At 63.8% G+C, this 24803-nt stretch carries 24 protein-coding genes; 5 read left to right on the top strand and 19 right to left on the bottom strand.

Translation table 11 applies throughout. The features are described from left to right. Nucleotides 1-13 precede the first annotated feature (13 nt). From nuoI to ACQY4G_RS13370, 13 genes are all read right to left on the bottom strand, one after another. A complete protein-coding gene (gene nuoI, locus ACQY4G_RS13310; protein WP_067689294.1) occupies nucleotides 14-499 on the bottom strand; it encodes an NADH-quinone oxidoreductase subunit NuoI in 486 nt (161 codons plus the stop codon). Then, complete coding sequence (nuoH, locus tag ACQY4G_RS13315; protein ID WP_291171219.1) at nucleotides 496-1542, bottom strand: NADH-quinone oxidoreductase subunit NuoH; 1047 nt, start codon at nucleotides 1540-1542, stop codon at nucleotides 496-498. The genes nuoI and nuoH overlap by 4 nt, the downstream gene beginning before the upstream one ends. After that, a complete protein-coding gene (nuoG, locus tag ACQY4G_RS13320) occupies nucleotides 1539-3548 on the bottom strand; it encodes an NADH-quinone oxidoreductase subunit NuoG (RefSeq protein WP_421991534.1) in 2010 nt (669 codons plus the stop codon). Before nuoG ends, nuoH begins: the two co-directional genes overlap by 4 nt. Next, nucleotides 3548-4840: an NADH-quinone oxidoreductase subunit NuoF gene (nuoF, locus tag ACQY4G_RS13325; RefSeq protein WP_421991536.1), complete on the bottom strand. Its 1293-nt coding sequence runs from the start codon at nucleotides 4838-4840 to the stop codon at nucleotides 3548-3550. The genes nuoG and nuoF overlap by 1 nt, the downstream gene beginning before the upstream one ends. Then, nucleotides 4840-4980: a hypothetical protein gene (locus ACQY4G_RS13330; protein WP_421991538.1), complete on the bottom strand. Its 141-nt coding sequence runs from the start codon at nucleotides 4978-4980 to the stop codon at nucleotides 4840-4842. The genes nuoF and ACQY4G_RS13330 overlap by 1 nt, the downstream gene beginning before the upstream one ends. Continuing rightward, the gene (locus ACQY4G_RS13335; protein ID WP_421991539.1) at nucleotides 4980-5648 is read right to left on the bottom strand and encodes a complex I 24 kDa subunit family protein; all 669 of its coding nucleotides are present in this window, start codon (nucleotides 5646-5648) and stop codon (nucleotides 4980-4982) included. Before ACQY4G_RS13335 ends, ACQY4G_RS13330 begins: the two co-directional genes overlap by 1 nt. Further along, nucleotides 5641-5820 (bottom strand): hypothetical protein, encoded by a 180-nt coding sequence (locus ACQY4G_RS13340; RefSeq protein WP_291171228.1) that lies wholly within the window; start codon nucleotides 5818-5820, stop codon nucleotides 5641-5643. The genes ACQY4G_RS13335 and ACQY4G_RS13340 overlap by 8 nt, the downstream gene beginning before the upstream one ends. Then, the gene (locus ACQY4G_RS13345; RefSeq protein ID WP_067689316.1) at nucleotides 5820-7037 is read right to left on the bottom strand and encodes an NADH-quinone oxidoreductase subunit D; all 1218 of its coding nucleotides are present in this window, start codon (nucleotides 7035-7037) and stop codon (nucleotides 5820-5822) included. The genes ACQY4G_RS13340 and ACQY4G_RS13345 overlap by 1 nt, the downstream gene beginning before the upstream one ends. Further along, entirely contained in the window at nucleotides 7034-7573 is a 540-nt protein-coding gene (locus ACQY4G_RS13350) for a hypothetical protein (protein ID WP_421991541.1), read from the bottom strand. The genes ACQY4G_RS13345 and ACQY4G_RS13350 overlap by 4 nt, the downstream gene beginning before the upstream one ends. Continuing rightward, nucleotides 7573-8424 carry an NADH-quinone oxidoreductase subunit C gene (locus ACQY4G_RS13355; RefSeq protein ID WP_421991543.1) on the bottom strand — a complete coding sequence of 284 codons (852 nt, stop codon included), beginning with the start codon at nucleotides 8422-8424 and terminating at the stop codon, nucleotides 7573-7575. The genes ACQY4G_RS13350 and ACQY4G_RS13355 overlap by 1 nt, the downstream gene beginning before the upstream one ends. Before the next feature lie 6 nt (nucleotides 8425-8430). Further along, complete coding sequence (locus ACQY4G_RS13360) at nucleotides 8431-8997, bottom strand: NuoB/complex I 20 kDa subunit family protein (RefSeq protein ID WP_291171233.1); 567 nt, start codon at nucleotides 8995-8997, stop codon at nucleotides 8431-8433. A 1-nt stretch (nucleotide 8998) separates the two neighbouring features. Beyond that, on the bottom strand, nucleotides 8999-9373 hold the full coding sequence (gene ndhC / locus ACQY4G_RS13365) for an NADH-quinone oxidoreductase subunit A (RefSeq protein WP_067689320.1): 375 nt from the start codon (nucleotides 9371-9373) through the stop codon (nucleotides 8999-9001). A 147-nt stretch (nucleotides 9374-9520) separates the two neighbouring features. Beyond that, a complete protein-coding gene (locus ACQY4G_RS13370) occupies nucleotides 9521-10951 on the bottom strand; it encodes a coniferyl aldehyde dehydrogenase (protein ID WP_421991545.1) in 1431 nt (476 codons plus the stop codon). Nucleotides 10952-11055: 104 nt separating this feature from the next. Here ACQY4G_RS13370 and ACQY4G_RS13375 point away from each other — a divergent pair, with 104 nt between their 5' ends. Together ACQY4G_RS13375 and ACQY4G_RS13380 are read left to right on the top strand one after the other, a co-directional pair. Continuing rightward, nucleotides 11056-12252, top strand: a complete 1197-nt coding sequence (locus tag ACQY4G_RS13375) for a thiolase family protein (protein ID WP_421991547.1) — start codon at nucleotides 11056-11058, stop codon at nucleotides 12250-12252. A 56-nt stretch (nucleotides 12253-12308) separates the two neighbouring features. Continuing rightward, the gene (locus ACQY4G_RS13380) at nucleotides 12309-12749 is read left to right on the top strand and encodes a hypothetical protein (RefSeq protein ID WP_421991549.1); all 441 of its coding nucleotides are present in this window, start codon (nucleotides 12309-12311) and stop codon (nucleotides 12747-12749) included. A 15-nt stretch (nucleotides 12750-12764) separates the two neighbouring features. Here the strand turns inward: ACQY4G_RS13380 and ACQY4G_RS13385 are convergent, their stop codons facing one another. Beyond that, the gene (locus tag ACQY4G_RS13385; RefSeq protein WP_421991551.1) at nucleotides 12765-13232 is read right to left on the bottom strand and encodes an SH3 domain-containing protein; all 468 of its coding nucleotides are present in this window, start codon (nucleotides 13230-13232) and stop codon (nucleotides 12765-12767) included. 110 nt (nucleotides 13233-13342) lie between these two features. Here ACQY4G_RS13385 and ACQY4G_RS13390 point away from each other — a divergent pair, with 110 nt between their 5' ends. Continuing rightward, nucleotides 13343-14359 carry a 2-hydroxyacid dehydrogenase gene (locus ACQY4G_RS13390; protein WP_421991553.1) on the top strand — a complete coding sequence of 339 codons (1017 nt, stop codon included), beginning with the start codon at nucleotides 13343-13345 and terminating at the stop codon, nucleotides 14357-14359. 42 nt (nucleotides 14360-14401) lie between these two features. Beyond that, a complete protein-coding gene (locus ACQY4G_RS13395) occupies nucleotides 14402-14830 on the top strand; it encodes a nuclear transport factor 2 family protein (protein WP_067689338.1) in 429 nt (142 codons plus the stop codon). A gap of 9 nt (nucleotides 14831-14839) precedes the next feature. Here ACQY4G_RS13395 and ACQY4G_RS13400 read toward each other — a convergent pair whose 3' ends face one another. The 5 genes from ACQY4G_RS13400 to ACQY4G_RS13420 all read right to left on the bottom strand — a co-directional run bounded on the left by ACQY4G_RS13400 (nucleotide 14840) and on the right by ACQY4G_RS13420 (nucleotide 21640). Further along, complete coding sequence (locus tag ACQY4G_RS13400) at nucleotides 14840-16246, bottom strand: NAD(P)H-dependent flavin oxidoreductase (RefSeq protein ID WP_067689341.1); 1407 nt, start codon at nucleotides 16244-16246, stop codon at nucleotides 14840-14842. Nucleotides 16247-16251: 5 nt separating this feature from the next. Then, complete coding sequence (locus ACQY4G_RS13405; RefSeq protein ID WP_421993664.1) at nucleotides 16252-16944, bottom strand: class I SAM-dependent methyltransferase; 693 nt, start codon at nucleotides 16942-16944, stop codon at nucleotides 16252-16254. A 59-nt stretch (nucleotides 16945-17003) separates the two neighbouring features. Further along, complete coding sequence (gene prfB, locus ACQY4G_RS13410; RefSeq protein ID WP_421991555.1) at nucleotides 17004-18131, bottom strand: peptide chain release factor 2; 1128 nt, start codon at nucleotides 18129-18131, stop codon at nucleotides 17004-17006. Between the two features lie 83 nt (nucleotides 18132-18214). Beyond that, nucleotides 18215-20713, bottom strand: coding sequence for a penicillin-binding protein 1A (locus tag ACQY4G_RS13415; RefSeq protein WP_421991557.1), 2499 nt, complete (start codon nucleotides 20711-20713; stop codon nucleotides 18215-18217). Between the two features lie 63 nt (nucleotides 20714-20776). Continuing rightward, entirely contained in the window at nucleotides 20777-21640 is an 864-nt protein-coding gene (locus tag ACQY4G_RS13420; RefSeq protein ID WP_421991561.1) for an N-acetylmuramoyl-L-alanine amidase family protein, read from the bottom strand. Between the two features lie 448 nt (nucleotides 21641-22088). On the opposite strand from ACQY4G_RS13420, the gene ACQY4G_RS13425 reads away from it, so the two are divergent. Beyond that, nucleotides 22089-24773, top strand: a complete 2685-nt coding sequence (locus ACQY4G_RS13425; protein WP_421991563.1) for an Rne/Rng family ribonuclease — start codon at nucleotides 22089-22091, stop codon at nucleotides 24771-24773. Nucleotides 24774-24803 lie beyond the last annotated feature (30 nt).

The raw sequence follows: 24803 nt of genomic DNA on the forward strand, positions 1-24803 counted from the left end.
GTTGGCGCGGCGGTTAGCGATACGGCGCATCGGCTTCAAGGTTCGCGGCAATGGCCCGCTCCCACTTGTCCCCGTTGGCCAGCAGTTTCGCCTTGTCGTAGAGCAGTTCCTCGCGCGTTTCGGTCGCATATTCGAAGTTCGGCCCCTCGACGATCGCATCGACCGGGCAGGCTTCCTGGCAGAAACCGCAATAGATGCACTTGGTCATGTCGATGTCGTAACGCGTGGTGCGGCGGCTGCCGTCCTCGCGCGGTTCGCTCTCGATCGTAATCGCCTGCGCAGGGCACACCGCCTCGCACAGCTTGCAGGCAATGCAGCGTTCTTCCCCGTTGGGATAGCGGCGCAGCGCATGCTCGCCGCGGAACCGGGGCGAAATCGGGTTCTTCTCGAACGGATAGTTGATCGTCACCTTGGGCTTGAAAAAGTATTTCAGCGTGAGGGCATGCGCCTTCACGAATTCCCACAGGGTGAACGCCTTGATGGTTTGCGCGATACTCATCCGTAATGTCCCGTGGCCATCAGATAGCCGGAAATGACGACGACGAAGCCGAGGCTGATGGGAAGGAAGACCTTCCAGCCCAGGCGCATCAGCTGGTCGTAGCGATAGCGCGGTACGGTCGCCATGACCCAGCTGAACAAGAAGAAGAAGAAGAAGGTCTTGAGCAGCAGCCAGACGATGCCGGGCACGGCATAGAGCGGCGCCCAGTCGATCGGCGGCAGCCAGCCACCGAAGAACAGCAGCGCGTTGAGAATGCACATCAGCAGGATGTTGGCATATTCACCCAGCCAGAACAGCGCGAAACTCATCGAGGAGTATTCGGTCTGGTAGCCGGCGACCAGTTCGCTCTCCGCCTCGGTCAGGTCGAAGGGCACGCGCTGTGTTTCGGCGAGGCAAGAGATGAAGAACATCACCCACATCGGGAACAGCAGCGGATGCACGACATAGGCGTTTATCACACCGAGACCGAAGCCTTCCTGCGCGCGGACGATATCGTTCAGGTTGAACGTTCCCGCGAACAGCACGACGCAAACCAGGATGAAGCCGATCGAGACTTCGTAGCTGATCATCTGTGCGGCCGCGCGCATGGCCGAGAAGAACGGATATTTGGAGTTACTCGCCCATCCGCTCATCACCACGCCGTAAACCGACAGCGAACTGATCGCTAGAATGTAGAGCAGCCCGATATTGATGTCGGCCAGCACCGCCTCGGCGCTGAAGGGCACGACCGCCCAGGCTGCGAGCGCGACGGTGAAGGTGATGATCGGCGCGAGCAGGAAAATGCCCTTGTTCGCGGCCGAAGGAATGATCGTTTCCTGCAGGAATACCTTGATCCCGTCGGCAAAGCTCTGGAGCAGGCCGAACGGGCCGACCACATTGGGCCCGCGGCGCAGGTTGATCGCTGCCCAGACCTTGCGGTCGACATAGATGACCATGGCCACCGCCGCCATCAGGGGGAAGGCGATCAGCAGTATGCCTGCGATCGTGGCCGTGAACCACGCGAGCTCGTAGGTCATGCCGAGGGATTGGAAGAATTCGGTCATTCCGCGGCCTCCGCCAGCTCGTCACTTCCGAGCAGTTCGCTCGAGCACTGCTGCATCACCGCGCTGGCGCGGGCGATGGAATTGGTGAGGTAGAAGTCCTTGATCGGATAGGCACTGATCGTGCCTTCCGCCTTGGCCTTCGAGTCCGCCTTGGGCAACGCGCCGTAATCGGCGAGGCCTTCCTCGCCCAGTGCGGGCACTTCGGCGATCATTGCCGCCTGCAATTGTGTAAAGCTGTCGAAACCGACCTCCACCTTCAGAGCATCGGCCAGCGCGCGCAGGATCGTCCAGTCCTCGCGCGCGTCACCCGGCGCGAAGACGGCCTTTTCGGCGAACTGCACGCGGCCTTCGGTGTTGACGTAGGTCCCGTCCTTCTCGGCGTAGCTGGCACCCGGCAGGATGATGTCTGCGGCATGCGCGCCCTTGTCGCCGTGGTGGCCGATATAGACCTTGAGTGCGTCGGCAAAGGGTTCGAAGTCCATCTCGTCCGCGCCGAGCGAAATCACGACCTTGGGATTGGCTGCGACGATGTCCTTCATCCCACGCTTCTGCGCGAAGCCGAGCATCAGCCCGCCCATGCGCGCGGCGCTGAAGTGGAGGACGTTGAAGCCGTTCCAGCCATCCCTCACCAGGCCGAACTGGTCGGCGAAGGCGAGGCCCGCGCCCAGCGCGCCCTTGGCAAGCGCCGCACCGCCTATGATGATCGCGGAACGTTCAGCGCCCTTGAAGGCTTCGGCGGCTTCCTTCGGCAGCTTCGAAGGCACCGAAAGGTCCTCGCCGAGGAATTCCGCCGGATAGGTCGTGTCCCAGCGCGGGCCGACGACGAAGACCCTGGCACCGCGCTTCACCGCCTTGCGGATGCGCACGTTCACCAGCGGGGCTTCCCAGCGGATGTGGCTGCCCACGATCAGGATCACGTCGGCGGTCTCGATACCCGCGAAGGTCGAGTTGAAATTGACCGCTGCAAGGTTCGACACGTCGTAATCCATGCCGGTCTGGCGGCCTTCGACCAGCGTCGAACCGCAGGCGTTGAGCAGCGCCTTGGCCGCGAACATCGTCTCGCAGTCGACCATGTCGCCCGCGATGGCAGCGATGTCCTTGCCCGGCTTGGCCTTGGCGATCGCCTTGAAAGCCTCGTCCCAGCTTGCCGCCTGCAGCTTGCCGCGCTTGCGCATGAAGACTTTGTCGAGGCGACGCTTGGACAGCCCATCCACCTGATAGCGCGCCTTGTCCGAGAGCCATTCCTCGTTGACGTCGTCATTGATGCGCGGAAGCGCGCGCATGACTTCGCGGCCACGGCTGTCGAGGCGGATATTCGCGCCGACCGCGTCCGACACGTCGATGCTGAGCGTCTTCTTGAGCTCCCACGGACGCGCTTCGAAGGCATAGGGTCGCGAGGTCAGCGCGCCGACCGGGCACAGGTCGATCACATTGGCCGACAGCTCGTGCTCCGCCGCCTGCTCGAGATAGGTCGTGATCTCCATGTCCTCGCCGCGTCCCACCGCGCCGATTTCATCGACACCGGCGATCTCTTCGGAGAACCGCACGCAGCGGGTGCAGTGGATGCAGCGGGTCATGACCGTCTTGATCAGCGGGCCCATGTATTTCTCGGTGACGGCGCGCTTGTTCTCCTCGTAGCGCGTCGCGCCGCGGCCATAGGCCATCGACTGGTCCTGCAGGTCGCATTCGCCGCCCTGGTCGCAGATGGGGCAATCGAGCGGGTGATTGATGAGCAGAAACTCCATCACACCTTCGCGCGCGGTCTTCACCATCTCGGTGTCGGTGCGGATTTCCTGGCCTTCGGTCGCGGGAAGCGCGCACGATGCCTGCGGCTTGGGCGGCCCGGGTTTCACCTCGACCAGGCACATGCGGCAGTTGCCGGCAATGCTCAGCCGCTCGTGATAGCAGAAGCGCGGGATTTCCTTACCCGCAAGCTCGCAGGCCTGGAGGACGGTGGCGCCGTCCGGAACCTCGATTTCCTGTCCGTCTACGGTGACCTTGGGCATTATTCGGCTGCCTCGGCAAACTTGGTGTTGTGTTCTTCGATCCGGCGTTCGAGCTCGGGGCGGAAGTGGCGGATGAGGCCCTGGATCGGCCAGGCCGCCGCGTCGCCGAGCGCGCAGATGGTGTGGCCTTCGACCTGCTTGGTGACCTGTTGCAGCATGTCGATTTCCTCGATCGCCGCGTCGCCGGTGCGCAGGCGCTCCATCATGCGCCACATCCAGCCCGTGCCTTCACGGCAGGGCGTGCACTGGCCGCAGCTCTCGTGCTTGTAGAAATAGCTGATACGCGAAATCGCGCGGACGATGTCGGTCGACTTGTCCATCACGATGACGCCTGCCGTGCCGAGGCCCGAGCCGAGGTCCTTGAGACCATCGAAATCCATCGGAGCGTCCCAGATCTGCTCCGCCGGAACCAGCGGAACCGACGACCCGCCGGGGATCACGGCGAGAAGATTGTCCTTGCCTCCGATGATGCCGCCGCAATGCTTTTCGATCAGCTCGCTGAACGGGATCGAGAGCGCTTCTTCGACAACGCAGGGCTTGTTCACATGGCCGCTGATCTGGAAGAGCTTGGTGCCCTTGTTGTTCTCGCGCCCGAAGCTCGCGAACCAGCTGGCGCTGCGGCGCAGGATGGTCGGGACGACGGCGATCGATTCGACATTGTTGACCGTGGTCGGGCAGCCATAGAGACCCGCACCCGCCGGGAACGGCGGCTTGAGCCGCGGCTGACCCTTCTTGCCTTCGAGGCTTTCGATCATCGCGGTTTCTTCGCCGCAGATATAGGCGCCCGCGCCGCGATGCAGGAAGACGTCGAAATCATAGCCCGACTTCGAAGCATTCTTGCCAATCAGTCCGGCATCGTACGCCTCGTCGATCGCGGCCTGCAGCGTCTCGGCCTCGCGGATATATTCGCCGCGGATGTAGATATAGGCCGCGCGTGCCCGCATCGCGTAACCGGCGACCAGCGCGCCTTCGATCAGCTTGTGCGGATCGTGGCGGATGATCTCACGGTCCTTGCACGAACCGGGTTCGGATTCGTCGGCATTGACGACGAGGAAGCTGGGACGGCCGTCCTTCGATTCCTTCGGCATGAACGACCACTTGAGACCGGTCGGGAAGCCCGCCCCGCCCCGGCCACGCAGGCCCGATGCCTTGATCTCTTCGATGATAGTGTCATGACCGCGCGCGATCAGCGACTTGGTATCGTCCCAGTCGCCGCGCTGCTGCGCTGCTTTCAGGCCCCAATCCTGGAAGCCGTAGACATTGGTGAAGATGCGATCCTTGTCAGCGAGCATCAGAATGCACCCCCTTGCGAGAGGATATAGATGGCGGCGACCGCGATCACCGCGAGCACGCCGAATTTCACGAGGCCGACAAACAGCTTCCAGGCAATGAACCCGACGATCAGCGCGATGAGAATGGTGGCGATGCTCATCACCAGTCCTTCCGGTAGTCGTGATTGGCGTCGACCATTTCGGGCAGCGAGCTCAGCGCATTCGCCGGCTCGCTCGTGTGGCGGCCCGGCTCCTGGGTACCCGCCTTGGGCTGTTCGCCCTTGGCCAGCGCGTCGAGGATGCCGTCGAGCCGCTCGGGCGTCAGGTCCTCGTAATTGTCGTCGTTGATCTGCACCATCGGCGCGGTGGCGCAATTGCCCATGCACTCGACCTCGGTGAGGGTCCACAGCCCGTCTTCCGAAACGTGGCCTTTCTTCATGCCGCGCTGCTTGCAAGTTTCGAACAGCCCGTCCGACCCGCGCAGCATGCAGGGCGTCGTGCCGCAGACCTGCACATGGTACTTACCCACCGGCTTCATGTTGTACATGAAATAGAAGGTCGCGACCTCGAGCACGCGGATCACCGGCATGTCGAGATAGTCGGCGACATATTCGATCACCGGCAGCGGCAACCAGCCCTGCGTATCCGTCTCTTCCCCCACCTGGCGCTGCGCAAGGTCGAGCAGCGGCATGACGGCCGAGCGCTGGCGCCCCTCGGGATAGCGGGCGATCGCCTTGTCCGCACGCTCGCGGTAGCTTTCAGTGAACTCGAAAGCGCCCCAGCGTTCGCGCAGCTCGGGAGTATCGGGTGCGGGGGAACGGTCAGCCATTGATCAGCCTGTGTTGCAGATAACGGCCCACATAGAGGCCGATGACGGCAGCGAAGGCCGTCGAGAGAATTTCCTTGAGCGAAGCCTCGCCATGGAAGGCAGCCAGATAGGCCGCGACCGCCGAGGCAAACGCCGCGAACGCCGCGACGAAGATGAACAGTTCACGCGCCATTAGCGGTCGCACTCCCCGAACACCACATCGATCGCGCCGAGGATGGCGGTCGCATCGGGCAGCATGTGGCCCCTGGACATGAAATCCATCGCTTGAAGGTGACTGAACGCCGTCGGGCGGATCTTGCAGCGATACGGCTTGTTCGATCCGTCGCTGACGAGGTAGACGCCGAACTCGCCCTTGGGGCTTTCGGTCGCGACATAAACCTCGCCCGCGGGCACGTGGAAGCCCTCGGTGTAAAGCTTGAAGTGGTGGATCAGCGCTTCCATCGACTGCTTCATCTCGGCGCGCTTCGGCGGCGCGACCTTGCGGTCATCGCTGGCGACAGGCCCTCCGGGCATCTGCGCGAGGCACTGCTTGATGATCTTCGCGCTTTCGTAGACTTCCTTCACGCGCACCACGAAGCGGTCGTAGCAGTCCGAATTGGTGCCGACGGGAATGTCGAATTCCATGCGGTCGTAGACGTCGTAGGGCTGCGACTTGCGCAGGTCCCACGGAATGCCGGCGGCGCGGATCATCGGGCCGGAGAAGCCCCAGGCGACCGCGTCGTCCTTGCCGACGACCGCGATATCGACATTGCGCTGCTTGAAGATGCGATTGTCGAGCACGAGGCTCATCGCATCGCCGAACAGTTCCTGCAGGCGTCCATCGACCCACTCGCCGATATCGACCAGCAGCTTTTCGGGCACGTCCTGGTGGACACCGCCGGGACGGAACCAGGCCGCGTGCATACGCGCCCCCGACGCCCGTTCGAAGAAGTTCATGCAGTCTTCGCGCAGTTCGAACACCCACAGGTTCGGCGTCATCGCGCCCACGTCCATGACGTGCGCACCGATGTTGAGCATGTGGTTGCAGATGCGGGTCAGCTCGGCGAACAGCACGCGCAGGTACTGGCCGCGTTCGGGTACCTCGACATTGAGTAGCTTTTCGATCGCGAGGACGTAGCTGTATTCCTGCGCCAGCGGCGAGCAGTAGTCGAGCCGGTCGAAATACGGCAGCGCCTGCAGGTAGGTCTTGTGCTCGATCAGCTTCTCGGTGCCGCGGTGCAGCAGGCCGACATGCGGATCGATCCGTTCGATGATCTCGCCGTCGAGTTCCATCACCATGCGCAACACGCCGTGTGCTGCCGGGTGCTGGGGCCCGAAGTTGATCGTGTAATTGGTGATGACCTCGTCGCCGGTCGTCGGCGACTCTTCGAGATGCATGGCGTGGCTCATGCGCAGATCCAGTTGCCGCTATAGGTTTGGGTTTTGCCCGAGGCGTCACGCACGGTGACGTTGGCCGGGCGGCTCTGCTGGTCGCCGGCTGCGGGAGCGACCGTGATGGTGAACCCTTCACCGTTGAAGGTAGTACCGCTCTTGATCGCATCGAGACCGCCCACATCGGCATCGACCATGGTCAGGCTGTCGCCGACACGCACCACGGCCTTGCCGGGCAACGCCTTGTCGCGCATGCCCGCCGCGATCAGCATTTCTTCGCTGCCGACCATCAGGGTGCAGCCGCCGTCGCGCGGCCCGAGATTGACGCCTCCGATATCGCCGAGCTTGGCGAGCCTGGTGAGGTCTGCCCCGGCGGGCGGCGCATCATTGGCGGTGTTGGGGGCGTCGGGATCGGGCTGCGACGGATCGAGCTGCGCGCTCTCGCCGGCCTGACCGATACGGTCGGCGAAATCTTCGGCACTTTCGTGCTCGGCCGGTTCCGAAGAGCAGGCTGCGAGCGCGAGCACGGCAAGGGGAAGGAATAGGCGACGCATCACTTCTCGTCCTTCTTCTTTGGCTCGGTTGCCCTGACGGTATCGCTCGTCTTGCCCTTGCGCTTGGCACGCGAAGGCTGGTCCTCGGTCGGTTCGGGCGCAGTCGCGTCCTCGCCGCCATCCTTCTCCGCCGGAGCATCGGCGCTGACCTTATCGGCCGCCTTGTCGTCCGCCTTGGCACCGGCACCGGTCTGCTTGGGACTCTCGGTGGTTTTGGGGTCGTCGACCGGAGGCATGTCCGCCTTTTCGTCGCCCGGCAGTACGTAATCCGCACCTTCCCAGGGACTCATGAAGTCGAACTGGCGCAGGTCCTGCGCAAGCTCGACCGGCTCGTAAACGACGCGCTTCTCGTCCTCCGAATAGCGTAGCTCGTGATAGCCCGTGAGCGGGAAATCCTTGCGGAAGGGATGCCCTTCGAAGCCGTAGTCGGTCAGGATTCGGCGCAGGTCGGTATTGCCCGCGAACAGCACACCGTAAAGGTCGAAGACCTCGCGTTCGAGCCAGCCCGCATTGGGCCACAGCGTGGTGGCCGTCGGCACGGGCGTGTCTTCGGAGGCCGTACACTTCACCATGATGCGGCTGTTGGTCGTCAGCGAGAGCAGCATGTAGACGACTTCGAACCGCTCCGGCCGCGACGGATAGTCGACGCCCGCAATTTCCATCAGCTGCTGGTAGGCGTGATCGTCGCGCAGGATGCGCAACACACCTTCGATACTGTCGCGCTTCACCGTGAGCAGCAGTTCGCCATGCTCGTCATGCGCTTCGAGCAGATGATCGCCCAATGCCCGGGTAAGCGTAGCTTCGAGCCCGTCGATCTGCGTGAAACGGGGCGCGGAATGTAACACTGCCATCGCCACTTACCTTTCGATCGTGCCCGCGCGGCGGATCTTCCGCTGAAGCTGCATCACGCCGTAAAGCAAGGCTTCGGCTGTCGGGGGGCAACCGGGCACATAGATGTCGACCGGCACGATCCGGTCGCAGCCACGCACCACCGAATAGCTGTAATGGTAATAGCCCCCGCCATTGGCGCAGCTGCCCATCGAGATGACGTATTTCGGCTCCGACATCTGGTCGTAGACCTTGCGCAGAGCCGGGGCCATCTTGTTGCACAGCGTACCGGCGACGATCATCACGTCGCTCTGCCGCGGGGACGCGCGCGGAGCGACGCCGAAACGCTCCATGTCGTAGCGCGGCATGTTCACGTGAATCATCTCGACCGCGCAGCAGGCCAGGCCGAAGGTCATCCACCAGAGCGAGCCGGTGCGCGCCCACTGAAACAGGTCCTCGGTCGAGGTGACGAGGAATCCCTTGTCGTTCACCTCGGTCTGCAGCGCGTTGAAATAGTCCGCATCGGGCTGGCGCACCTCGCCACCTTGCGCGGCGGGTACGCTCTGCGGCGGAGTTATGATCGTCGAATTGCTCATCTTACTGCCAGTCCAGTGCGCCCATCTTCCATTCGTAGGCAAGCCCGACCGCAAGGATGCCGAGGAAGATCACCATGGCGATCCAGCCGGTCCACCCCGTATACTCCAGACTGACCGCCCAAGGGAACAGAAACGACGCCTCGAGGTCGAACAGCAGGAAGCTGATGGCGACGAGGTAGAACTTCACATCGAACTGGCTGCGCGGCTCTTCGAAGGCGGGGAAACCGCACTCATACTCGCTCAGCTTTTCCGCATCGGGTTTGTGCGCGCCGGTAAGCCGCGAAACACCCATGGGCAGGAACACGAATAGCGCCGAAAGGCCTGCGGCGACAAACAGGAAAATCAGGATGGGCAGATATTGTTCGAGGTCGACCACGAATGATTCCTAGGCGTCGGGCTTGGTTCGCGCCCGCCTCTAGGCCGCTCGCCGGGATGGTGCAAGGGTGCGCATGGCGCAATTCCTGCACAATAAGTTGCGTGTCGCGCCTTAGGAGCCCGCACCCGCGCGGGGCCGGCCTTCGCCCTATTTCATCATGGTCTTGATGGCCTTTTCGGTAGCCGGTCCATAGGGGGGCTTGAACCCGCCCAGCTTGGCCACGTCGATCTTGGGCTGCGTATAGACGCTGCGCGCATGGCTGAACTCGCGGAAACCCTCGACTCCGTGATAGCTGCCCATTCCGGACGATCCCACGCCGCCGAACGGCAGGTCCTCCATAGAGACGTGAAAAATAACGTCGTTCACCGTGACGCCGCCGCTGATTGTCCTCGCCAGTACCTTCTCGCGCTCGTCGCTATCCTGGCCGAAGTAATAAAGGCCGAGCGGGCGGTCGTGCTCGTTCACATAGTCGATCGCCTCGTCGATATGGCCATAGGTCTTTACCGGCAGCACGGGACCGAAGATCTCTTCCTGCATCGCCTTCATGTCCTCGTTGACGTTCTTGAGGATCGTCAGCGGCATCTTGCGGGAATTGGTGCTGGAAAAATCCTCATTTCCCGGATTGACCTCGATCACCTCGGCACCCTTGTCGCGCGCATCGGAAACCATGTCCTGCAGGCGGTCGAAGTGCCGGTCGGTGACGACGCTGGCATAATCCTCGTTGTCGAGCAGCGTGGGATACATGTTCGCGGTCCCCTGCCATACGCCGTGGATCGCCTCGTCCTGCTTGCTTTCGGGGACGTAGAGATAGTCGGGAGCCAGGCAAATCTGGCCCGCATTCATCATCTTGCCCAGAGCGACGCGCTCGCCCGCCTTGGCGAAATCCGCGCTCTCGCCCATGAAGACTGGGCTCTTGCCGCCGAGTTCGAGCGTAACCGGGACGAGATTCTTCGACGCGGCTTCCATCACCTTGCGGCCCGTTGCGGTCGATCCGGTGAAGATCAGGTGGTCGAAGGGCAGTTCGCTGAAGGTCGCAGCCACTTCGGGACCGCCGGTGAACACCGCGCATTCGTCGGGCGTAAAATATTCCTCGACCAGCTCTTTGGTCAGCAGGCTGGTCTTTTCGGTGAACTCGCTCGGCTTGATCATGGCCCGGTTGCCGGCGGCGAAAATCTGCATCAGCGGACCGAAGCTGAGATTGACCGGGAAGTTCCACGGGCTGAGGATGCCGACAACGCCCTTGGGTTCGTAGCGCACTTCGGCCTTCGCACCGAGCAGGCCGAGCGGGAACTGGACGTGGCGCCTATCCGGTCTCGCCCACTTGTCCATGTGCTTGAGGCAATATTTCCCGAAATTCACCGTACCCGCGATGTCGGTGATCATCGACTGGTGCGGCGAACGATTGCCGAAATCGGCGGCCATGACCTTGCACAGGTCGTCACCATGAACCTTGAGCAGATTCATCGCCCGCTCGATGCGGTCCTTGCGCAGCGCCATCGGCTCGGGGCGCATCTGGTGGTGCGCGGCCCGCTGTTTGCGCAGCACGGCTTCCATTTCGCTCTTCCGGTCGTCCGCCATCGCTCTCTCCGTTTGATATTGCTGCAATGCAGCAGTAGGATATGGGCAACTCGATAGGTCGCCATTGGCAACCGATATTCCAGAACCGAAGGACATACACAAGCATGACCCAGTTCAGCGCATCCGATCCCGTCGTCATCCTGTCTTACGCGCGCACCCCCATGGGCGGCATGCAGGGCGCCCTTGCCGATGTGTCCGCGACCGATCTCGGCGCCACGGCGGTCAAGGCCGCGGTCGAGCGCTCGGGCGTTCCCGTCGACAATTTCGACCGTACCTATATGGGCTGTGTCCTGCCCGCCGGCCTCGGCCAGGCCCCCGCCCGCCAGGCTTCGATCAAGGCCGGCCTCCCCAAGTCGGTGCAGGCGACAACCGTCAACAAAGTCTGCGGCAGCGGCATGCAGACGGTCATCATGGGCGCCGAAGCGCTGGCCAGCGGCACGATCGACTACGTGGTCGCCGGTGGCATGGAAAGCATGACCAACGCGCCTTACCTGCTCAAGAAGCACCGCTCGGGCGCGCGCCTCGGTCACGACACCACCTACGACCACATGTTCCTCGACGGGCTGGAAGACGCCTATGAGGAAGGCCGCGCAATGGGCACTTTCGCCCAGGCGACCGCAAACGATTACCAGATGACCCGCGAAGAGATGGACGATTATTCGATCGAGTCGCTCCGCCGCGCCAATGCCGCGATCGAAAGCGGTGCCTTCGCGGGCGAAGTCGTCCCGGTCAGCTTCTCGACCCGCAAGGGCGACGTGACGGTCGAACATGACGAGCAGCCCGGCAAGGGCCGCCCCGACAAGATCCCGCAGCTGCGCCCGGCCTTCGCCAAGGACGGCACGATCACCGCGGCGACCTCGTCGTCGATCTCGGACGGTGCCGCCGCCGTCGTGCTCTCGCGCGAGAGCGTGGCCAAGGCCAACGGTCAGGAGCCGGTCGCCAAGATCGTCGCCATGGCGGCGCACGCGCAGGAGCCCTCGGAATTCACCGTCGCCCCGATCGGCGCAATCGAGAAGGTGCTCGATGCGGCCGGATGGAAAGCCGACGAGGTCGACCTGTGGGAAGTCAACGAGGCATTTGCCTGCGTCGCCATGTTCGCCATGCGCGACATCGGCATTCCGCACGCGAAGATCAACGTCAATGGCGGCGGCACCGCGCTTGGCCATCCGATCGGCGCCAGCGGCACACGCATCATCGTGACGCTTCTCAATGCGCTCAAGAGCCAGGGCAAGAAGCGCGGCGTCGCCTCGCTGTGCATCGGCGGCGGCGAAGCGACCGCGGTTGCTGTCGAGCTCGTCTGATGGTTCGGGCAATCCCCCAACCCTGCCGCTTCGAGTCCAGGGATAGGGGGAGTGCCGTGAAGACGATTATCATCCTCGCGGCGGCCAGTGTTACCCTGGCCGCCTGCGGGAGCGCCGAAGAAACTGAAGAGCCGGCCGAGCCGGTCGACGCGACGCTCGAGAGCACGGCTATGGGCGATCTGTCCGGCACCTATGAGATCGCCATGGCCGACGGCACCGTCATCCTCCAGACGATCAATGCCGACGGGACCTATGTCGAAACCACGCCCGAAGGCGCCCGCACGGGTGGCGGCGCCTGGCGGCTCGGCGACGAGGGCCGGATGTGCTTCGACCCCGAGGGCGACGAGGGCGAGGAATGCTATGCGGGCGGAGCCCCGGGCGAGGACGGCGCTTTCGAACTGCGCGGCGAGGATGGCACGGTCCAGTCTAGCGTGCGCCGAATCGATGCCGAAATCGCCCAAGACACCGGCGAGGCCGAGAGCGCCGCGACCGAATAGCGCGGCAACCCTACGCTAAGGCTCGCCCGCGCCCCACAGGCGCGATTCGCGGATGTAGCCGGCACGATTGCCGACAGCGAATTCGCACCATCCGTCCTCGCAATCCCCCAAGGCACCCACCACGCCGGGCTCGATTCGCCATTTGAGCGGAGCTTGCGGACTGTCGCTCGCACGCATGTCGGCAAGGCCATCGCCGATGACGATGGCACCGCGAGCGGGATCGAGCAGGCGCGCGACGACCCAGCCCCGCGCACCGTCCGGGTCCTCGATCAGCCGCCAGCCTTCCATCAGCCGGAGCACCTTTACCGGCAGGCCGGGACGACGATAGACCCAGTCTATTTTGTAATCGGCGCTCGGGCCGACGCGCATGTTCAGCACGCTGGCGCGAATGGACGCCCAATAGGGCACCTCGCGATCCTGTGCCTGGACCGGACCGGTCATTCCGACAAGTAGCAGAACAAATATGAAAAGGCGTGCACCCATGCTTGTCATGAATCGGCCAAAGTAGCCTGACAGTCAACGCCCTTAGCGCATGCCGTCACGGTGCGAATCCTTGACCGCTCCCCGCCCCGCGTCCTAGCGCTTGGCGCAACATGGAAAGTTCCGAAACCCGCCCCGCCAAGCGCCTCCAGCGCACGCCGCGCGTCGTCGTCACCCGCCACCTCATGCCCTTTGTCGAGGAACGGATGGGTGAGCTCTTCGACGTGCGCCTCAATACCGACGATGTGCCGCTCACGCGCGAACAGCTGGTAGCCGCGATGCAGGACTGCGACGTGCTGGTGCCGACCGTCACCGACCGCATCGATGCCGAAATGCTCGCGCAGGCGAGCGCAGACCTCGGCCTGATCGCCAATTTCGGCGCGGGGACCGAGCATCTCGATCTCGAAGCTGCCGCCAGTCGCGACATCATGGTCACCAATACGCCGGGCGTTTTCACCGACGATACCGCCGATCTCGCCATGGCAGGGATCATCGGCGTTCCGCGCCGGATCCGCGAGGGCGTCGAGCTGATCCGCAGCGGCAAGTGGAGCGGCTGGACGCCGACCGCGCTGCTCGGCACCAAGCTCGCGGGCAAGGTACTCGGCATCGTGGGCATGGGACGCATCGGCCAGGCGGTAGCGCATCGCGCACGGGCCTTCGGGCTCGAGATCGCCTATCACAACCGCAAACGCCTGCCCGAAGCGGTCGAGCGCATGTTCCAAGCGCGCTGGGTCGAAAGCCTGGACGATTTGATGGGCGAGGCCGATATCCTCACCCTGCACTGCCCGGCCGGGCCCGGCACGCATCACATGATCGATGAACGGCGGATCGGCCTGATGAAGGATGGCGCCAGCCTCATCAACACTGCGCGCGGCGACCTTGTCGACCAGGAGGCGCTGATCGCCGCACTGGAAGGCGGCAGGCTCGCGGGAGCGGGTCTCGACGTCTATCCCGACGAGCCCAATGTCGATCGCCGCCTCATCCGCCATCCGAACGTGATGACCCTCCCCCACATTGGCAGCGCGACGCGCGAAGGACGCGAGGAAAGCGGTCTCAAGGTCATCGCCAATATCCGCATGTGGGCAGACGGGCACAGGCCGCCCGATCAGGTTTTGACCGGGCTGGGCTAACGAGACTTGCCCACCGCGCGCCATACTGTAAGCGCATGCACTATGGACGAATTCTCGGCAAAGATCGAAGCACTCGAGCATCTGTGGATGCGCGCATGGATGCAGCGTGACCGCAACCAGATGAAAGCCCTTGCCGCCCGCGATTTCATCTTTCTACTCGGGTCGGAAAATCCCACCATCCTCGACCGCGCAAGCTGGCTGGAAGCGGCGACGACGCGCTTTCGCTGTACCGGCTATCGCTTTGACGAAGTCTACGTCCGTCGGCACGGCAACGTCGCGGTCTTCGCGACACGCGTGGGGTTGGAAGCGAAGATGGGCAATCACGATTGGAGCGGTGACAGCTGGGTTACCGACCTGTGGCAGAAATCGAAGGTTCGGCGAAAATGGAAGCTCGTCGAACGGGTCCTTTCCCGCCCCGACGGCGACGAGCAAATGTCGGCCGCGATCCGCTCGATGCAATTGTGGCGCTAGGCGCCCGTCCTAATCCCCCGTCAAAATCCGCTCGACCAGTTCCTTCACCGTCGGGGTGTAGTTGTTCGAATAGAACGGATCCTGCTTGAAGCGGTAAGCCGCGTGGCCGGCGAAAGCGAGGTTCTCGTCGGGGTCGCCGCCATGAGCGATGTCCTGGAGCGTCTTCTGAATGCAGAAACTACGCGGATCGGCGAGGCGGCCGGTCGTGTGGTTGTCGTGGTCTTTCCAGCTGGAAAACTGGCAATGCGACAGGCAGCCCATGCAGCCCTGCTGATCGGCGCGAATTCGTTCGGCGCTCTCGGGGGTCACGAACACAACCGTGTCATCGGGCGTCTTGAGCGGTTCGGTAAAGCCCTCGTGCATCCAGGCGAGCGCCTTCCTCTGATCGCCGGGATGCACGAAGAAATACTTCGCCTTGCCGTGATCGAGAAGCGGTATCGTGCCCTCTTCCTCATCGCGCTTGAAGATCGGGATCTGCCGCTCTGAACGATGCATGAGATCGTAGAGGAAGGGCGTCTTCACCGCACTGGAATAGAAGCCGGTGGGGCTGAACTTGTGCAGCAGCACGTCACCCGGCTCGACCGTGCGCAGCATGTCCTTCCACACTTGCGGAATCGGGCTTTCCTTGGTCAGCAGCGGGCGGGTGCCGAACTGGAACATGATCTTGCCGATTTCCGGATTGTCGATCCAGTCGCTCCATTCGCGCAGGAACCACACGCCGCCCGCCATGACGATCGCGGTGTCTTCGGAAACGCCCTCCTTGCGCATGGTCTCGCGCAGCGCCTTGACGCGGGGATAGGGATCCTCGGGGCTGCGCGGATCTTCCGCATTGGACAGGCCGTTGTGGCCGCCCGCAAGCCAGGGGTCTTCATAGACCACCGCCGCCATCAGCTCGGGAACCTTGGAATAGCTGCGCTTCCACAGCGCGCGGAAGGCGCGTGCGGAGGAGATGATCGGCAGGTAGTGGACGTTGTGCCGCGCGGCGATCTCGGCGAGCTTGTAGGGCATGCCCGCACCGCAGGTGACACCCGTGACGAGACCCTGGCAGTTTTCGAGCACGCCTTCGAGAACACGCTGCGCACCGCCCATTTCCCAAAGCACGTTGATGTTGATCGCGCCCTTCCCGCCGGCAATATCGTGCGCGCGCTTCACCTGTTCGGTCGCTCCATCGATGGCGTAACGGATCAACTGCTCGAAGCGTTCGACGCGGGTGGCCTGCGGATAGACCTGCGGGATCGGGTTGCCATCCTCGTCGTAGCTGTCGGCATTGACCGCGCTGACGGTGCCGATCCCACCGGCAGCCGCCCAGGCACCCGAACTCATATGGTTGGTGGCGGATACGCCCTTGCCGCCTTCTACCAGCGGCCAGACTTCCTTGCCGCCATAGGTAATCGGCTCGAGACCCTTGAAACTCATTTGGTTTACGCTTTCTCTTTCTTGGCGGGGCGCTCCGTCCCCTCGCCCAATGCCGCGCGATCGCCCCGGCATGGCTCTATCTCTCCAGGTGCGGGTCTCGTAGCGGCTGCCTTGAACTGTGCATAGTACCCGGCCAGTTCGGGCGCGTCCTTGAAGGCCATCAACTCATAGCCGACCGCCTCGAATTCGCAGCTCAGCAGCAGCGGGTCGATGCCGTGCTGGTCGGTCGGCCGATCGATGTCGACCACCACGACCTGCCCGCCATCGCGCAGCGCGGGCCACATCCGCCAGAGGAATTCATAGGGCTGTTCGATCTCGTGGTACATATGGACCATGAAGATCCGGTCGAAACTGCTTTCGGGAAGCATGGGATTGGCAGGTTCGCCCAGGCGGATCGAGACATTCTCGAGCCGGTAGCGCTCGATCCGGCGACCGAGCCGACTGATCGCATCGCCATCGATATCCTGCGCCAGCACGCGGCCCGTGTCGCCGACGCGTTCGGCCAGGCGAACGGTATAATAGCCATTGCCCGCACCGATATCGGCAACGGTCATGCCCTCGGCGATCTCGGCGAGATCCATGACGGTTTGTGCTTCGCCGCGGCGGTCGCGCTGGTCCTCGGTCGAGAACTGGTTCGAACCCAGCTCGGAAACCGGACGGTCGGGCTCCGGGAATCGCGGTGCGTCTTCGCCGCTCATCGCTTCGCCATTGCAGGCAGCGAGCAGCGCCAGCGCGGAGATCGAGGCAGAGCGCAACCTCAATCCTCGTCCTCCACCTCGACCGTTTCGCCGGTCACCCGCTGGGCGAGCGCGGCCGAGATGAACGGGTCGAGTGCGCCGTCGAGCACATCGTCGGGCGTCGGCGACTGAACGCCGGTGCGCAGGTCCTTCACCATCTGATACGGCTGCAGAACATAGGAGCGAATCTGGTGACCCCAACCAATATCGCTCTTCTCCTGGTATTCGCCCGATGCCGCCGCCTCGCGCTCGGCCATCTCGCGCTCGAACAGTCGCGCCTTGAGCATGTTCATAGCGGTGGCGCGGTTCTTATGCTGGCTGCGGTCGTTCTGGCTGGCCACCACGATCCCGGTCGGCTGGTGGGTGATGCGCACGGCCGAATCGGTCGTGTTGACGTGCTGGCCGCCCGCACCCGATGCGCGGTAGGTGTCGATTTTCAGGTCGGAAGGATTGATCTCGATGTCGATATCGTCGTCGATCACCGGATAGACCCAGACCGAGCTGAAGCTGGTGTGGCGGCGCGCCGAGCTGTCGTAGGGGCTGATCCGCACGAGGCGGTGCACGCCGCTCTCGGTCTTGGCATAGCCATAGGCATTCTCGCCCTTGATCAGCAGCGTCGCGCTCTTGATCCCGGCCTGTTCGCCGGCGGCATATTCGACCGTCTCGACCTTGAAGCCGCGGCGTTCGGCCCAGCGCGCATACATGCGCAGCAGCATGTCGGCCCAGTCCTGGCTTTCGGTGCCGCCTGCGCCGGCATTGATCTGGAGGTAGGTGTCGTAGCTGTCGGCTTCGCCCGAAAGCAGCGCCTGCACCTTGTCGCGGTCGGCGCGCTCGGCGAGTTTCGCGAGCGTATCGAGTCCCTCGCGCTCGATATCGTTGTCGCCTTCGGCCTCGCCCATCTCGACGAATTCGACGGCGTCGGCCATTTCGCTTTCGATCTCGCGGACGGTGTTTATCGCCGTTTCGAGACGCTTTTGTTCCTGCGTGATCGCCTGCGCCTGCTTGGGATCGTCCCACAGCGTCGGGTCCTGGACGCGGGCATCGAGTTCGTCGAGCCGGCGCAGCGCGCGTTCCCAGTCGAGCGACTGGCGCACCAGCGACAGCGCGGCTTCGATCCTGTCAATATGGGCCTGCCCCTCGGCACGCATAGATAGTTCCTTCGATTGGGATTGGGTCCGCCCCTAAAGCGCGAGCGCGGATTGTAAAGTGCAGCGCCCGCCAGGCGCGCGCTTCAGTAAATGCCGCCTTGATCCTCGACGAAGTCGCTCGGCTCGTCGCCGCGCCCGTTGGCGGCAGCGCTTGTCGCACCCTGCCTGCCGCGTCGAATGAGCTCGAGGATTTCGTTGCGCTTGGCGGCAATTGCGTCCGAGCGGGTGGCACGCGGCGGCTCGGTATCGGGCTTGAAAGCTTCCCAGATGATCGCGGCGGTCGGATCGCCCGAAGGCGTGCCGTCGAACACGCGCTTGCCGCTGCGGCGATCGATTTTGACCATGCGGACGCCCGGCGGGGCAACGAAGTCCTCCGCCGTCCAGCGATCCTTGGTCGCCTCGATAAAGCGCTTCATGATCGGTCCGGCGGTGTTGCCGCCCTGCACCCAGCCACCCAGATTGCGCGGCTGGTCGAACCCGACATACATTCCCGCAACGATCTCGGGCGAGCCGCCGACGAACCAGGCATTGGTCGGGCCGTTGGTGGTGCCGGTCTTGCCGAACAGCGGCAGCTCGAGGCTGCGCAGCCGCACCGCGGTGCCGCGCGTCACCACGCCCTGCAGCATATGCACCATCTGGAACGCGGTGCGCGGATCGAGCACCTGCCGGCCGGAAACATCGAAGCGCGGCATGGGCTGGCCATCCCATTCTTCCATGTTGCAGCCCGAACAGTCGCGCGCGTCGGTGCGGAAGATGACCCTGCCGTCCCGATCCTGGACGTAATCGATCACCGAGCCGGCGTTCTGACGACCCCAGTTGGCGAGCGCTGCATAGGCATTGACCATGCGCGCCACCGTCGTGTCGCCCGCGCCCAGCGCGAAGGAGTAATACGGCTCGTATTCGCCGATGCCGACCCGGTCGATCGTGTTGATGACGTTGTCCATGCCGGTGTCGTCGGCGATGTGGACGGTCATCAGATTGCGGCTCTGTTCGAGGCCCCAGCGCATGGTGTGCACCCCGCCCCCGCCGCCGCCGAAATTGCGGAAACACTTCTCGCCCAGATTGGCGCCCTGCCACACGCAGAAGGTCTGGTCGGGGACCTGCGTCGCGGGCGTCATTCCCTGGTCGAGCGCGGCCGCATAGACGAAGGGTTTGATCGTCGATCCGGGTTGGCGCAGCGCCTGCGTCGCACGGTTGAAGCTGCCCAGCCGGCTATCGAAACCGCCCTGCATGGCAAGGATCCTGCCCGTCTGCGGCGCTTCGGCCAGGAACGCTCCCGAAACTTCGGGCACGCCGCGAATGGCGTAGCCGGTGCCCGACGGTGCCGCGGCGACCACATCGCCCGGCCCGAGCGATGCAGGTCCGCCCGATAGCGCGAATTCCGTCCCGTCGGTAAAGCCGATGCGGCCCGGCGCGGTGACGACACCGACGCGCCAGTCGCGGTAGTTGATCGAGATGTTGGACGAGGCGAGCTGCGAGGTGAGATTGCCATTGTCGGGGTTGAGCGTGGCGATCGGTCCGGTGAAGCCGCGGTTGCCGTGATAGCTGATGAGCTGCGCGCGCAACGCATCGCGCGCCGCATCCTGCAGCTCGGTATCGAGCGAGGTGCGTACCCACAGGCCGCCAGAATATACGCTGTTGCGGCCGTCATCCGCGGTTTCGCCGAATTCGTCGATCAGCTGGCGGCGCACCTCCTCGAGGAAATAGCCCGCATCGGCGGAACGCGTGCTGCGCTGCTGGACCAGCCCCAGATCCATGCGCTTGGCGGCCGCGCCCTCCTCGCTGCTGATGAAATCGTTGGCGACCATCTGGTCGAGCACGAAATTGCGGCGCACGATCGCCAGATCGCGGTAGCGTTCGCGGCCATAGCGTTCGGGCGCCTTGGGCAGGATCGCGAGGAAAGCCATCTCGTGCAGGTCGAGATCGCCGACATCCTTGTCGAAATAGGCGCGCGCGGCCGCCTGCACGCCGAAGCTGCGGCGGCCGAGCGGGATTTCGTTGAGGTAGAGCTCGAGGATTTCCTCCTTGGTCAGCACGCTTTCGATGCGTGTCGCAAGGATCATCTCCTTGAGCTTGCGGGTTATCGAATATTCGTCTCCCAGCAGCAGGTTCTTGGCGACCTGTTGGGTAATGGTCGAGCCGCCGACCGCGCGTTCGCCCGAGCCGAATTTCGTGACATAATCGATCGCAGCATTGGCGGTGCCGGTAATGTCGACACCGCCGTGGCTGAAGAAGGTCTTGTCCTCGGCCGAGAGATAGGCCTCGATCAGCCGGTCGGGGAAATCGACATATTGCAGCTGGACGCGCCGCTCGCGCGCATAAGTGTGGACGATCTCGCCATCGATGCCGCGCACCACGGTGGGCAATGGCGTCTCATATTCGAGCAGCGATTCGGCATCGGGCAGGTTCCGCCCCAGCGTCGCCCAGGCGAGCACCAGCATGACCACGGCAACCCCGCCGAGATAGCTTGCAAAGCGCAATTTGCGGTTGTGCGCCCAATTGTCGTTGAACCACGCGATCAGCCGCTTGGGATCGCGGCTTATGCGGTAGCGATAATAGTGAAGGGCAGACTGGTCGGACATGGTGTTGAGGGAGCCTCTAGCACGCCACTTCTGCAAATCGCCAGAACGAACAGCACCCGTCGATCAGCTTTCTTGCTGACGAGCGAAATAGATGCGGATCGCGCGGGCCATCACCTCGGCGAAACGGGCGCGGCCTTCCGGGGAGGCAAGGCGCTGTGCGTCGGTCTCGTTGGTGATGAACCCGCTTTCGAACAAGACCGACGGCACGTCGGGCGCGCGCAGCACCTTGAGCGCAGCGGAATTGCGCGCGCGGGGATGGAAGCGGATCGTGCCCTCGCCCTCGCGCAGGATCAGGCGCGCAAATTCGCCGGACCGTTCCTGAGTGCGCCGCTGCGACAGTTCGACGAGGATGGTACTCACGACATCGCTTTGCCCCCCCACATCGACACCGTTGAGGCGATCGGAGGCATTTTCGCGCTCGGCGAAGCGCGCCGCGGCCTCGCTCGAAGCCTCGTTCGACAGCGTGTAGATGCTGGCGCCGGTCACCTCTTCGGCATCCCCCGCACTATCGGCATGGATCGACAGGAACAGATCGGCATCGAGCCGCCGGGCGATTTCGACCCTTTCGGCATGAACGAGGTAGCGATCGTCGTCGCGGGTCATCGCCACGCGCACATCGCCCTGCCTCTCCAACTCGTCACGCAGCGCGCGTGCGAGCCCGAGGACGATGGTCTTTTCGCGAAAACCCTGTCCCGAGGCGCCGGGGTCGTGCCCTCCATGACCAGGGTCGATCACGACCAGCGGCAAGCCTTCCCTGCCCGCCACTTCGGGCAATATGCTCGTCGCATCGGCGGAGGGCAGCTCGACGCGCAGCACATAACCGCGCCCGATCTCGGGAACCGGGACGCGCTGCGCCGTTGCGATCAGCGCTGCAACCACCAGCACTGGCAGCACAACCAGCAGTGAGATTTGCGCGCGGGTCGACATCGCCCGCATGGTTACGTCGTTGTTACCGAATGACGCAATATGGTTGCCGTGCGTAACCCACGGTGCTAGCGACACGCTATCGGTTTTCGGATGCCTCCGATCGGCGCGATTTCTGCGCGACGAAGAGGGTCATCGGGAAAAACCGTTTCTTTTCAGGCTGCGGCGGCTTTCCGCCCACGCCCAAGACACTACAGGTTGATGCCGGACATGGCCCGTTTTTCCCCGACAACAGCAGCACAGGCACCTGCCCGTGCGGCCATGTCGGGCTGGACAGCGCATACGCAGCGCAGGGCCGATCCCGCAGTCACGAATACCCGGCCCCTCTCACATGCAGGACATGGCCGGTTCGCAAACACCGCGACGCCCGATGCGGGCCGCGGATTTTCCAACATGACACGCCGCAGCCCGGCAGGCTCGTTCCTGCCCCGCTGCGGCTGGAGACTTATCAATGGCAACGCGCATGCTAATCGATGCGCGCCACCAGGAAGAAACCCGGGTGGCGGTGCTCAAGGGCAACCGGATTGAGGAATTCGATTTCGAATCTGCCGATCACAAGCAGATCAAGGGCAATATCTACCTAGCGAAAGTAACGAGGGTCGAACCCTCGCTCCAGGCGGCATTCGTCGACTTCGGCGGCAATCGCCACGGCTTCCTCGCCTTCAGCGAAATCCATCCCGATTATTACCAGATTCCCAAGGAAGATCGCGAAGCGCTGCTCGCCGCCGAAGCCGAAGCCGCAGAGGAAGAGGCGCGCCTGCGCGACGAGGAAGAACAGCGCGGAGAAATGCCCGGCGAGGAATACGATGCCGAGGACGAAAGCTCCGAAGCGCTCGCCGAAGATCTCGCCGAGGACGGCCTCGAAGAAGTCGACACCTCGGACAAGGATGACGTCGCCACGATCGAGGAAGGCCATCTCGACAAGGACGACGATGACGATTCCGATGAGGAATCGGACGACGACGAGAGTGAGAACGACGACGAAGGCGAAGACAAGCCCAAGGGCCGGGGCCGCCGCGGACGCGGTCGTCGCCAGGGCAAGGGGCGGGCTCGGGCCAAGGAAGTCGATGAAGCGCGCGCCAAGCGCATGGCGCTGCGTCGCCGCTACAAGATTCAGGACGTCATCCAGCGCCGCCAGGTGCTGCTCGTGCAGGTGGTCAAGGAAGAGCGCGGCAACAAGGGCGCCGCGCTGACGACCTATCTCAGCCTCGCCGGTCGCTATACCGTGCTGATGCCCAACTCCAGCCACGGCGGCGGCATTTCGCGCAAGATTTCCAGCGCTTCGGACCGCAAGCGGCTCAAGCAGGTGGTCAACGACCTCAACCTGCCACGCACCATGGGGCTGATCGTCCGCACCGCCGGCCTCAGCCGCACCAAGACCGAAATCAAGCGCGATTTCGACTATCTCGCCCGCCTGTGGGACGAGATCCGTGAGCGTACCTTGTCGTCGAGCGCACCGGCGCTGATCCATTCGGACAGCGACCTCATCAAGCGCGCGATCCGCGACATCTACAATCGCGATATTACGGAAGTCGTGGTCGAGGGCGAGGACGGTTACAAATCGGCCAAGCAGTTCATGAAACTGCTGATGCCGAGCCACGCCCGGCGAGTTAAACAATACTCGGATCCCGTGCCGCTGTTTCAGCGCTATGGCGCGGAAGACCAGCTCAAGGCGATGTACGATCCGATGGTGCAACTCAAATCGGGCGGCTATCTGGTCATCAACCCGACCGAAGCGCTTGTGTCGATCGACATCAACTCGGGCCGCTCCACCAAGGAGCACAATATCGAACAGACAGCGCTGCACACCAATCTCGAGGCCGCGCGCGAGATCGCCCGCCAGTTGCGCCTGCGCGACATGGCCGGCCTCGTCGTCATCGACTTCATCGACCAGGAGCACCACTCCAACACGCGCAAGGTCGAGAAGGCGATGAAGGAAGCGCTCAAGAACGACCGCGCGCGGATCCAGGTCGGCCGCATCTCCAGCTTCGGCCTGATGGAAATGAGCCGCCAGCGCCTGCGCACCGGCGTGCTCGAGGCGACGACGCGCGACTGCCCGCATTGCGACGGCACGGGCCTCGTGCGCACAGCCTCATCGGCCGGCCTCTCGGCGCTGCGCCTGATCGAGGACGAGGCGGCCAAGGGCAAGGGTTCGACGATCCGCCTTGCGGCCAGCACCGAAGCGGCGGTCTACCTGCTCAACGAAAAGCGCGCCGATCTGATGGAGATCGAACAGCGCTATAACGTGACCGTCGAAGTCGTCCCCGAGGGCGAGGACGAAGGCGCGAAGATGACCGTTTCGAGCCACGGCCCCAAGCCCAAGGATGCGCCCAAGTTCGACCCGATCGTCGACGACGAGGACGATGACGACATCGTCGATGAGGCGGAGGAAGAGGATGGCGACGACGATCGCCCGCGCAAGAAGCGCCGCCGCCGCCGCGGTGGTCGCGGGCGGAACAAGAACCGCCAGCGCGACGACGCCGATCAGGACCAGGCCGAGGCCGAATCTTCCGATGAGGATGAGACCGGCGAAGGCGACGACGACGGCGACGACAAAAACAAGAAGCGCCGCCGTCGCGGCGGTCGCCGCAGGGGTGGCCGCGGTCGCGGCAAGCAGTCCGAAGACGTAACGTCCGAAGACGCCGAGAACCTCGAACAGGTCTCCGAGGCCGTGGTTGAGGACATGGCCGTGGTCGCCGGACCCGAGGACACGCCAGAAGCGGCCGAGGCCGCAGCCGAGAACGACGAGAAGCCCAAGCCGAAGAAGCGCGCCTCGCGCAAGAAGAAGGCCGAGGCCGAGCCGGATGCCAAGCCCGCCGATGACACAACCTCGGATGGCGAAGAGGCGGAGAAGCCCAAGCCCAAGAAGCGGGCTCCGCGCAAGAAGAAGGCCGAGGCCGACAGCACCGCCGAAGCACCCACGGATGCGGATTCGGATGCAGGTGCGAAGGCAAAACCTGCGCCGAAAAAGCGGGCTCCGCGCAAGAAGAAGGCCGAGACCGAGGCTCCGAGCGAAGCGGCCGCGGAACCGGCGCCCGAGCCCACTCCGGAACCGGTCGCCGAGGCCGCTGCGGAAGCAAGCGAACCGACCAAGCCCAAGCGCGGCTGGTGGCAGCGCACGTTCGGCGACGAATAGGTTTTAAGGGGTCGGTGGGCAGTACGCCCG

It is taken from the genome of Qipengyuania sp., assembly GCF_965277845.1.
Lineage (GTDB): Bacteria > Pseudomonadota > Alphaproteobacteria > Sphingomonadales > Sphingomonadaceae > Qipengyuania.